Annotated in this window: 8 protein-coding genes and 2 pseudogenes; 6 read left to right on the forward strand and 4 right to left on the reverse strand. The window is 47.8% G+C overall.

Going from position 1 to position 8,939, the window contains the following annotated elements:
- A partial coding sequence (locus tag JHJ32_RS22215) for an RHS repeat-associated core domain-containing protein (RefSeq protein WP_200122855.1) occupies window positions 1-772 on the forward strand: 772 nt, incomplete at its 5' end.
- 252 nt (window positions 773-1,024) lie between these two features.
- Here JHJ32_RS22215 and JHJ32_RS22220 read toward each other — a convergent pair.
- Window positions 1,025-1,195 (reverse strand): hypothetical protein, encoded by a 171-nt coding sequence (locus JHJ32_RS22220; protein ID WP_200122857.1) that lies wholly within the window; start codon window positions 1,193-1,195, stop codon window positions 1,025-1,027.
- Window positions 1,196-1,209: 14 nt separating this feature from the next.
- On the opposite strand from JHJ32_RS22220, the pseudogene JHJ32_RS23050 reads away from it, so the two are divergent.
- The 3 genes and pseudogenes from JHJ32_RS23050 to JHJ32_RS22230 all read left to right on the forward strand — a co-directional run.
- Window positions 1,210-1,398 (forward strand): annotated as a pseudogene (locus tag JHJ32_RS23050) (RHS repeat-associated core domain-containing protein); the annotation flags it as partial.
- 153 nt (window positions 1,399-1,551) lie between these two features.
- The gene (locus tag JHJ32_RS22225; protein WP_233632809.1) at window positions 1,552-2,319 is read left to right on the forward strand and encodes a hypothetical protein; all 768 of its coding nucleotides are present in this window, start codon (window positions 1,552-1,554) and stop codon (window positions 2,317-2,319) included.
- Window positions 2,294-2,641: a hypothetical protein gene (locus JHJ32_RS22230; RefSeq protein WP_233632810.1), complete on the forward strand. Its 348-nt coding sequence runs from the start codon at window positions 2,294-2,296 to the stop codon at window positions 2,639-2,641. The genes JHJ32_RS22225 and JHJ32_RS22230 overlap by 26 nt, the downstream gene beginning before the upstream one ends.
- A gap of 54 nt (window positions 2,642-2,695) precedes the next feature.
- Here JHJ32_RS22230 and JHJ32_RS22235 read toward each other — a convergent pair whose 3' ends face one another.
- The 3 genes and pseudogenes from JHJ32_RS22235 to JHJ32_RS22245 form a co-directional block, all read right to left on the reverse strand.
- Window positions 2,696-2,884 carry a hypothetical protein gene (locus JHJ32_RS22235; protein WP_200122861.1) on the reverse strand — a complete coding sequence of 63 codons (189 nt, stop codon included), beginning with the start codon at window positions 2,882-2,884 and terminating at the stop codon, window positions 2,696-2,698.
- 14 nt (window positions 2,885-2,898) lie between these two features.
- A pseudogene (locus tag JHJ32_RS23275) lies at window positions 2,899-3,231 on the reverse strand (type II toxin-antitoxin system VapC family toxin); the annotation flags it as partial.
- A 69-nt stretch (window positions 3,232-3,300) separates the two neighbouring features.
- Window positions 3,301-3,678 (reverse strand): antitoxin AF2212-like protein, encoded by a 378-nt coding sequence (locus JHJ32_RS22245; RefSeq protein WP_200122863.1) that lies wholly within the window; start codon window positions 3,676-3,678, stop codon window positions 3,301-3,303.
- Between the two features lie 661 nt (window positions 3,679-4,339).
- On the opposite strand from JHJ32_RS22245, the gene JHJ32_RS22250 reads away from it, so the two are divergent.
- Window positions 4,340-5,269: a hypothetical protein gene (locus tag JHJ32_RS22250; RefSeq protein WP_200122865.1), complete on the forward strand. Its 930-nt coding sequence runs from the start codon at window positions 4,340-4,342 to the stop codon at window positions 5,267-5,269.
- A gap of 479 nt (window positions 5,270-5,748) precedes the next feature.
- A partial coding sequence (locus tag JHJ32_RS22255; protein ID WP_200122867.1) for an RHS repeat protein occupies window positions 5,749-8,939 on the forward strand: 3,191 nt, incomplete at its 3' end.

Raw genomic sequence — 8,939 nt, forward strand, 5'->3', positions numbered from 1 at the left:
GGCGGGCAATGTTGTCCCGTCGCCGAAAAACCGTTATCTTTACAACGGCAAGGAGTTGCAGGACGGTTCTGGGTATTACGATTACGGCGCAAGGTTCTATGACCCGGTGATTGGCAGGTGGGGAACGGTGGATCCGTTGGCGGATTCCATGCGCAGGTATTCGCCGTATGCGTACGGGTTCGATAATCCCATCCGGTTCATTGACCCGGATGGCAGACGTCCGAAAGACCCGCCGGGATGGTTCCAGAGCGCATACAATGCATGGGTAAGCCTAGTGACAGGAACCTCGGGTTCATCGGCCAACAATACCATGCCCAACGCCAGCCCGCAGACGAGGAGCATCAATAGAACGCTTGGGGTAGCCAGTGACGTCAAGGCGATAGGGGATGCCGCAGGCCCGTTTGCATTGGAAGCGGCGGCGGTATCGGGTGAAGGGCTGGAAGTTGTCGGTGCCGCCACAAAGACAGCTGGCTATTTAGCGGCTCCATTCACCGAAGGTGGGTCTTTGGTGTTGGTTCCGGTGGGCGAAGCCATTGAGGTGACCGGTACAGGTTTAGGGTTGCTCCCTAAAATCAGTCAGGGGAAATATGGGGATGTATTATACACGGTTGGTAGTAATCGACTCTTTGGTGGTATAACAAAAGCCGTTGATAAAGCACAAGCCGCCGGTCAAATAACTAAGACAGATGGTGCTATATTGAACTTTGTCAACGAATTATGGAATAAGACAGCTGACTTTATATATAACCATGATGAAGACAAGAATAAATAGGAAATCAGAATTATGAATGGCTGGTTGAAATTAATTGGAGGAATTGCTTTGTTGGTCTATGGGGTTTGGAGTCTGATAGATAATATCAACGAAACCAAACGGGGCTATAGAAGTAAATATGGAGGGGATATAAAATTGTATTTCAGCTCGATAGTAGCAATCATTGCTGGTATAGTGTTAATCTGGCAAGAGGCCTTTTAGGTTGCTGCTGATACAAAACTGAACCCTGCCATTTGCGCCGGGCTTTTTGGTTTACAGTGCTGCGATGCTCTTGAGCCTTGCCGCCTTGATGAAGGCGTCGATGGTGGCGAAGACATGGGCGCGGGTGTCGCTGTCCAGCCCCTGCACCTCTTTCAGCCGTTTGAGCGTCTCGTTGTCGATGTGCTCGTACTCGCCGTCCTTTACGAGGTAGTCGAGCGTCACGCCGACAGGGTAGCATACCTTCGCCGAAAAACCGTTATCTTTACAACGGCAAGGAGCTGCAGGACGGTTCTGGGTATTACGACTACGGGGCACGGTTCTACGATCCGGTCATAGGAAGATTATCTACGATAGACCCTAAAGCAGAGCTATATTTTCAGATTTCGCCGTATGCATATGCCGCAAATACTCCCATCAATGCGATAGATCCGGATGGAAAACTCGTTATCTTCATAAATGGAAACCACTATGGTGAGGGAGGAAGCCGGCGTTATTGGCAAACTGGCTGGACGAGGCAGCGGGTTAGCTCGGGGATAGACGAGAGTCGCTGGGTGGCAACTCGGGATTTCGCAGGGGAGGTGATGAATCATTTAGGCGATTACCATGCTATGTATGTTGATGGTGCTGGAAATAAGATGAAAGGGGCATTTGCGCCCCCGGGAGCTTTTGCGGGAACAGGATTCGGTGATGATAGGCGCGGTTTTTCTTCAAGCACAAATGTCACTTCCCGGATTACACAAACCGTTACTATTGACCCAAGTGCAAGAACAGCGGTTGGCGGATGGGCCACCAGTTCGGATACCCATTGGGCCGGGGCCTATATTTCGAACGCTACCCATATTTCCAATACAGGGGGAATAGATAATAAGGGCTTCTTTACCAATAGTTTCGGAAGTAATGTGGCCGCAGTTGATGCAAGTTTTAAAGGGTCTAATCCGGCCTTTTTAGGTTTGGCACCGAATATAAATGTCAGGTCATCGATTCTGTTGTCAGAGAATCTAAAGGAAGGGTATGTTGTTGCATCGATAGATTTATCGAGCAAGCAGTTCCCGGCTACCGAGGTGATAATTGGAGATACCAAAGGTCAATCTGTGTTTTTAATCGGGGCAGCTGCGTTTGGTACCGCTGGGAACCTGATTAATTCTGATGTTAAAAAGGTGTCCTCTGTTGACATCCGGATAAATATCAATAGCAAAGGGGAGTTCCAAAGTATCATATTTGGTGGAAAGACCTATGGAATAGATGCTTGGAATCAGATGCAGACGGCAAAACCTGCTGGGCCTTTTGAACGTAAAAAAGAGGATGAAAATTCGATAACCTATGATTGCTTTGTATTACATGTATAACTTGGTTTACCAAGTTTTGTCTTTAGGGTTTCTCTTTTTTGCGAATACCTACTTGAATAATCTGTTTATACCTGATAGCTTAAGATGGAAAGACGGAGTGCTACGAGAAGACTTAACGGGTCTGGCACTAGCCCAGCTGATTGTGCTGATTATAGAGGGTGGTTTGCTGATATTGATAATGTTCTATGTAAACAGGTGGTTCCTGTTGAATGTGCCGGAGAAGGTTGATGATGCCCGCCGTATTGCCATGCGGACTTCAGGCATTCAATCGGCAATCACTGCCATCTTTATAGCTTTTGTGATATATGTGAGCTTTAAGTGAGAAATCACTTCCTCATTGTCGAGCCCGGCCGTTCCAACGAGCCGGGCTTTTTAGTTACTTCAATATCGCCTGCATCTTGCTCTTTGCGAGGAACGCATCAAGCAGGGCGAAGACATGCTCCCGTTCGGCGGTCTTCCGGTCGAAGACGGGGCCGTCGGTCTCGCCGCCCAGGTAGTCGAGGGTGACGCCCAGCGCCCTTGCCAGCTTCTTTGCGGCCTCGATGGAGGCACGGCATCGCCGCACCCTGCGGCCAGCCCCTATAATTTAATCAAAGAGACGTAGTCCTCGTATAATTCAAGTTTTTCGTCCGCAGACAAAAGTGTAAGGCCGCTCATTTTCGCCGTAGCAATGATCAATCGGTCAAATGGATCGCGATGCCCGTCATGTAGCGGAATATTGACATAGGAAGCGATAGCATCATGGTTTAGCGGGATGAAATTGAAGCCGTCTTCTTTACCTACGGTTACGATATCCCGTATATCAACATTGAAATCCGCCAGTTTGCCTATTGTTTGTTTAATGGCAATCTCATAAAGGCTGATGTCGGAGACATATATCGTATTGTTCGGGTCAGTAATTAACCTGACTGCAGTTTTTCCAAGATTGGGATGGTTTTACCTGAAACCAAATCAGTACCTGTGTATCGATCAGGATTTCCATCACATGTAATCCTTCAGATCGTCGACGGGATCGTTGAAATCTTTAGGAATATCAAAACGTTTGCCACTGTTTTTTTGCAAACGCAGAAGCCCTCCGGGTTTTCTGGCTTTTTTTGCGGTTGCCTTTTCCTCTTCAAGGAACGTTACAACCACTTCGGCTTTTTTGATATTTGGAGCCGGCTCCAGGAGCCTAAGAACGCCATTTTCATAAATGCCCTTAATTGCAGTGTACATATTCGAATGTTTTTCTACAAAAATAGCATTTATTTTTGAGATTTCGGGCATCATCCCCCACGTAGTCCTGACTATCGTTCCGGGGCTACCTAAACGCACAAGACCAAAAACAACGGTAAAAAACAGCGGCCGGACAATCCGCAAAAAACCATCTTTGGGGTGTAAGGCGTTCTTTGAGCAAGCGGAAATCCGGCTGTAAGGAAAACGGCCGGAACGCCGGGAATCCGTAGAAGGTCATTAGACTGGACAGACACTCAGCACTTGATTGCCTAACCCCGGTTCAAGTGGAACCGATGATGGCTAACCAAACCCTCATTTATTTGTGCGCAAATTGCGTCGAAGGTTTCGACGGTGCGTTCAGATAGGTCAATGGGTAAACTCACCGTTTATTGGCAATTTTTTCTTGAATGCCTCAAAGGTGATGGTCCTCCCAGCATCAACATCAGCCTGCCCCCGACTTATGCCCTCAATTACATGTGTGGGCAACACCTCATCACTTTGGCGTTCAAAAGGAACGTTAAGCGCTTCTAAATTCGAAAGCGATAGGCACAGCCTATCAAATTTATAGCCTATGCCTATCAAATTTATAGCCTGGACGTATCATAGGCAATCGGTTCTCGGCGTAGCTTTACTCCGACAAATGACGGCCAATCAGATGGTAAAGACAATCGCTGTAATCTCAATTCGCTACGTGCTGTCTGGCGCAGAGCAATACGTGCGTCAAATCAAGCTAGCAGGTCGATGGATTGACCAAGCGGTTGAAAGAAAAAGAATTGTTGATGAAATAATCAATTAAACGTTTAATATGAAAATCAATTTCAAATACTGCTACATGCTTCTGCTCGTATGCATCGCTTTTGATGGCTGGTGCCAGAACCTAGGAAAAAAAGTAGTGATAGGATCGGAAGGTGGGCACCCCGAATTCTACGTGGCTTCCTTGCCGAAAAGTTCTTCATTAGTTTTTGAAAAGCTTAAAATTCAGGTATTTGGTGGTTATTGGACGAACATCGATTTGGGGGAGACCACTTATTATATTACCACCCGCGGCGGTCTGCGGATCAATCAGGAACGGCATGGCGGCTCAACCAGTAGGTATGCGTTACAAGTATACGATAATGGCAGCAGCTATGACTTTGTAATTAAGGTAGTGAGTAGTTATCCGTCATTTTTTATAAGAGCATGGAAAATAGCAGGAAGAGGGGTTTCTGGCATTCAAGAACTATCCATTTCGGATTACAACTCTACAGGGAAAACGGAGATAACATCGCAGATTCCGATTAACAAGATTTTCATTACTTCTCAAGAAGGCAATATCGGTTTGGGAGCCGACCCGGATGGAGATTATAGACTTTCTGTGAACGGTAAGGTTCGGGCTAAGGAAGTAAAAGTGGAGGTGGCCAACTGGCCGGACTATGTATTCAAAACGGATTATCCGCTCATGCCGCTGGCCGAACTGGAAGCTTACATAAAAACCAACGGCCACCTGCCAGGTATTCCCGCCGCAGAAGAAGTGGAAGCAGTAGGTGTTGGCCTCGCCGAGATGAACCACAAGCTATTGGAGAAAGTGGAGGAACTGACGCTGCACCTGATTGAGCGACAGAAAGCAGAGCAAGCGCTGAAGCAGCAGTATGAAGGTTTACGCGCGGACCATGAGCGATTGAAAGAGCAATTAGGGAAATTAATGGCACCTAATTTACAGAGGCAGATTCGAAGGAACGGAAGACGAAGCAAATGATGCTTAAACAAGTTATCGGATAGGGTACGGGTTCTGGAGCAGAGCCGAGGCGTTGTCGCTATCCAGGGTGGAGTTTTCGGATGTCAACCTTTACATCGGACGGGAGAATTATACCATCCGACTATATAATATTCCAACGTACGCGGACTACTATGCCAAAAACCGTTAGGATGGCTGGCCCGAAGGTGTGTAGGTCGCTTTTGCATGCGTTGACTTATGCCGGTGAAAGTATACAAATGCGGTGTGGAAACATAGCCCGTTTGCTATTTGATAGGCACAGGCTATCACATTTATAGCCTATGCCTATCAAATTTATAGCCTGGACGTATCATAGGCAATCGCTTCTCGGCATAGCTTTGTTTAAGTCGGGTAAGGCAGTGATGTTATCTTGCTGACGGAGCTATAGTCTCCGGAATAGAGGTGCACGACTGCGTAATTAACGTGAGCCACAAGTCTTAAAATGTAATGATGATTTTATTATGAATAGAACAATAACGCCGATTATGCTAATTGCCATGGCAAGCCTCTGCGAGCCTGTGTATGGCCAGTTGTTTGACGGCACGTCTGTGAGGGTCATTCCGCCGGCGCCGGAGGCAGCAGCACTGTTTAAATCGACTGAAATTCCGGTTAGTCTGACTACCGGTTTGCCATCCATTACTGTGCCTATCTATACGGTACGTCTTGATGGTTTCGAGCTACCTATAACCTTGAAATATAATTCTTCTGCTATTAGAGTCGACGAGCTGGCGAGTTCGGTAGGATTAGGCTGGACGCTCGAAGCAGGAGGGATGGTTTCGTCTGCTGTCCATGGCATGCCGGATTTTGATCCCGTTACCGGCAGTATGACTGTAACACCAGATTATCCGGAAAATAGAGCACTTGACCCGAAAGTTACATTGGTGAGCGGTCAATTCGTGAGAAACGGGGACTATGAATGGTCAATGGCTGTCACCGGAAACCAAGCAATCAATTCCCAAGCGCCACCACAGCCTTTACTGGACACCGAGCCAGATATTTTTTACTATAGTTTCGGAGGGAGAAGCGGTAAGTTTTTTTTCGGTCGGGATAGAAAGCCTCATCCCATTCCTTATGAACCCATTGCAATTGTCAAGACAGGCGACGTATTTACCATCACCGACGAATCGGGAAATCGGTTCATCTTTGATAAGCAAGAATTTTCGACAGCGTATAATTCTGGCTTTAGCAACCATATTCGTTTTTCTGCAGGCAGCAATACCGTGACCAATATCTCATATTATCTCGGCAGTATCATCACACCTAAAGGAGAACAGATTAGTTTCGAGTATGAGCCTGTTTCATATTCATATCAAAGTCCCAAAAGCTATACAAGATACAGACCCCTTTCAACTAACATGGGTGATTTTTCGGTGGCTGCCGAAACCAGCATGGAGACATTGAACGTGGTGAACGGCAGACGACTGAAACGGATAACCGGTAGTAATGGAGATTTACTGGTCTTCCATTACAGCGCCTGCCCAAGGTTAGATTTGCCCGCCAATTCCTCGGGTTTGACTGGCGGCTTTGCGCTGAAGCAAATTGTTATCCATGGCGAAGGGGGCAACAGACAGTTTGATTTGACAACAGGCTATTTCAATATCTCCAATTATGTGGAGTGCCAGTCCTCGGTGACCGACCCGAACAGTGTCAGACTAAAACTGGTATCAGTGAAAATGTCTGGGGAATCGCCTTATCGTTTTGATTATTACGGCAATAATAGCTTGTCGAACAGGCTTGCTGAGGTTGCAGACCATTGGGGATACCATAGTGCTACCGGAGGTAGGTATTTCAGGGAACCATCGAGGGGCTTTACAAGCATGGTCGGTGATCGTCTTCCCGATCTGACCAGTACGCTACGCGGTACCTTGCGTAAAATCACCTATCCGACAGGAGGGACCTCCGTGTTCGAATACGAGCTAAACGAATGCCGGGATACGATATTAATTGACAATTCCACCACAACACCTCGAGCTGTGTCTGCTTATTATCAGGCGGGTCATGAAGGTATTCGTAATATACCATTTACAGTAGGGCAGAACGCGGATGGCCTGAGTGGGCAAATTGAATTTAATACGCCACTTGCACCATTGATGGCTACACCTCAGTTCAATGTTGCGCTCAGCGGTCCGAATGGCTATTACCGGACGTTCCAATCGATTCAAGGCCCCGGAACTGTTGCTTTGACACTCTCGCCAGGAAATTATACGCTTCATGTTGAGCAGATAGGCACATTCGAAGATGGTTATGCAATCGTCCGGTGGACGGAGAGTTCAGGAGGACCGACTAACAGCATTGGCAATTTCCGGGTCGGGGGGCTACGGATTAAGTCAATTACTGACTACGAAGCTAATGAAACTACTATTGCGAGGACCAGAAGATATGAATATAACCGGCAGGACAATCCCGCAATTTCCAGCGGAAGAATTAGCAACAAGCCTGTGTACTCTTACGCTTATACCAAACATCATCGGGAAATAGTTGATTTTAATGGGGCGCCTATAGACATCGAAGCACCATACTACGCGCAAAACTCTTCAAGTATTCATCCACTTACCGGATTGCATGGATATCATATTTTCTATACCGATGTGCGGGAGTACGTTACGGATAAAAGCCAATATGGGTATACAGACTACAAATACTCGTTTGTAGGAGATTTGAAGTCCTATATTACCTTCCCGTCCACTCCGCCAACCAGCTATGATTGGCGAAGGGGGAACTTATTAGAAGTAACCCAATACCGTTACGATTCCGGCGCGCAGATTTTTAGGCCCGTTAAGCGGAAGCGGAATAATTATACTTACCGTTATACCCCGCCGAATTACGTGCAGAATCCCTCAGAGTCAGGTGCGCATTATACACCTCCTACACAAGCAAATGAATCACATATTTTAGGAGTCAGGGTCGTATTGCTTAAACCGGAAGCGCTCCATGGTTTAGCTGTTGCCGCTGCGCAGTTTGAGATATCCACATACAAGGTCATCTCTTCCTGGTTTTATTTAGACCAGACAATCGAGGAGGATTTTAACGATTTAGGGGGTGTTTCAGCCAGCAAGACTATTACGTATACATATGGGAATCCGCAGCACGCCCAGTTGACTCATAAATCTATTCATTCAAGTGACGGCAGCCGTGAGGTTGAATACACGAGCTATCCGTCTGACTACAGCAATACGACGGGATCGATTGGTGACATGAAGAACAACCACCTGCTGGCCTATCCTTTGGAGCGGGTCCGGTACAGGGAGGTCGGCACGGCACGGACCATCCTGTCGGGCAGCATCACCACGTACAAGGCCGGCGGCAAAGGGCTCATTGACCAGGAGCTGTCGCTGGAGACGGCGGCCCCTGTTGCGCTGGCCTCGTTCAAATTCAGCAACCGCGCCACGGGCGTATTGCCTCCGTCGGGCAGTGCGGGTTCGTACTCTGCCGACACGCGGTACCGGGTGCGGCTAACGTACGACAGCTACGACGGGAAGGGCAACGTGCTCCAGTACACACCATCGGACGGTGTTCCCGTGAGCTATGTCTGGGGCTACGGTGGGCGTTATCCGGTAGCGGAGATACGTAATGCGACGCGTGCTGCGGTATTGTCCACGGGTTTCAGCCAGCCGGTGCTGGACAATGCGGCCAGCACGGAGGCGCAGAAGCA

Origin of the sequence: Parapedobacter sp. ISTM3, from assembly GCF_016533505.1 — a bacterium.
GTDB lineage: Bacteria > Bacteroidota > Bacteroidia > Sphingobacteriales > Sphingobacteriaceae > Parapedobacter > Parapedobacter luteus.